The sequence below is a fragment of the Pseudomonas sp. P5_A12 genome, from assembly GCF_056400685.1.
Window position 1 is genome coordinate 1 of record NZ_JBFUKU010000537.1, and the last position, 1,810, is coordinate 1,810.

Consider the following 1,810-nt stretch of genomic DNA (forward strand, 5'->3'; position numbering starts at 1 on the left):
CGCTCGCCACGAGCAGATTGCTCGACAACCATCGGGACCAGGCCGCCTGCGGCCTGGATATCTGAGTTCTGCTGAATATACGAATTACGGAACATGCTCTGCAGTCACTCCCAAATAGTTATGTCTTGAATACGCATAAGCCAGCACGAAGGCTGGCTTATGGTGATTTCTTCTTACCGCAAAAACGATCAGTCGGCTTTTGGAGCTTCTACCGGCTTGACTGCTTCTTCGTAAGAGACCGATTTGTCGGTCACACTAGCTTTCTGCAGAACAGTATCCACAACTTGTTCTTCCAGCACAACCGAACGGACTTCGTTCAGTTGCTGGTCGTTCTTGTAGTACCAGGACACGACCTGCTCAGGCTCTTGGTAGGCCGAAGCCATTTCCTGAATCATTTCGCGAACGCGGGTTTCGTCAGGCTTGAGGTCGAATTGCTTGACCACTTCAGCCACGATCAGACCCAGTACAACGCGGCGCTTGGCTTGTTCTTCGAACAGCTCGGCCGGCAGTTGGTCAGGCTTGATGTTGCCGCCGAACTGCTGAACAGCCTGCACGCGCAGACGGTCAACTTCGTTGGACAGCAGAGCCTTAGGCACTTCGATCGGGTTGGTGGCCAGCAGACCGTCCATTACCTGATTCTTGACCTTGGATTTGATCGCCTGACGCAGTTCGCGCTCCATGTTCTTGCGAACTTCGGTGCGGAAGCCTTCCAGACCGGTTTCCTTGATACCGAATTGAGCGAAGAACTCTTCGGTCAGTTCTGGCAGTTTTGGCTCGGAAACAGTGTTCACGGTAACGGTGAACTCGGCAGTTTTGCCGGCCAGGTCGAGGTTCTGATAGTCCTCTGGGAAGGTCAGGTTCAGAACACGTTCTTCACCGGCTTTAGCGCCAACCAGACCGTCTTCGAAGCCAGGGATCATGCGGCCGGAACCCAGAACCAGCTGAGTGCCTTTGGCGGAACCACCGGCGAACACTTCACCGTCAACCTTGCCGACGAAATCGATGTTCAGCTGGTCTTCGTTCTGGGCAGCACGATCGGCCACTTCGAAACGGGTGTTCTGCTTGCGCAGGATGTCCAGCATTTTGTCCAGATCGGCATCAGCCACGTCAGCGCTCAGGCGCTCTACGGTGATACCTTCGAAACCGGCAACGGTGAACTCAGGGAACACTTCGAATACGGCTACGTATTCCAGGTCCTTGCCCGCTTCCAGGGATTTAGGCTCGATCGAAGGCGAACCAGCCGGGTTCAGCTTCTGCTCAACCACAGCTTCGTAGAAAGAAGACTGGATCACGTCGCCTACAGCTTCCTGGCGAGCATCCGCACCGAAACGGCGCTTGATTTCGCTCATTGGCACTTTGCCTGGACGGAAGCCAGCAATCTTGGCCTTTTGGGCGGTCTGCTGCAGACGCTTGTTGACCTGGCTCTCGATGCGCTCAGCCGGCACGGTGACGCTCATGCGGCGCTCAAGAGCAGTAGTATTTTCAACAGAAACTTGCATGGATATTCCTCGTTGCACAGACGTTAGCCGGCCGTTTCCGACCCCAGAATCAAGGGCATGCATTCTAGTGGGTCAAACTCAAGAAGTCACCCTACTGAAAACGGGTAAAAACGCAGCAGGCAATTTATAGGTGCGAATGCACGAATRCACCTCGCCCCGATAGCAAATACAGCCAATCACGCCAGGGCCCTGCGCCAACCCTTCTATATAGAAGCGGTTGCCAATCATCTCCCTGACAGCCGATCTTGCGAGCAAGGCCGGTGGCAGCGCGGCATCATCGAGAAACAAAAATACGACGAAACGCCCTGCCC

The 1,810-nt window shown here is 54.7% G+C and carries 2 protein-coding genes and 1 pseudogene; all 3 read right to left on the reverse strand.

The genetic code is table 11. The features are described from left to right. Window positions 1–95, reverse strand: a pseudogene (locus AC1DSG_RS30855) (ATP-dependent Clp protease proteolytic subunit); the annotation flags it as partial. Window positions 96–188: 93 nt separating this feature from the next. Then, window positions 189–1,499, reverse strand: coding sequence for a trigger factor (gene tig / locus AC1DSG_RS30860; protein ID WP_477794248.1), 1,311 nt, complete (start codon window positions 1,497–1,499; stop codon window positions 189–191). A gap of 78 nt (window positions 1,500–1,577) precedes the next feature. Further along, a partial coding sequence (locus AC1DSG_RS30865; RefSeq protein ID WP_477794249.1) for a hypothetical protein occupies window positions 1,578–1,810 on the reverse strand: 233 nt, incomplete at its 5' end.

Excerpts from the sequence above, each read along its gene's own strand:
- tig (WP_477794248.1), bottom strand. The coding sequence starts at position 1,499 with ATGCAAGTTTCTGTTGAAAATACTACTGCTCTTGAGCGCCGCATGAGC.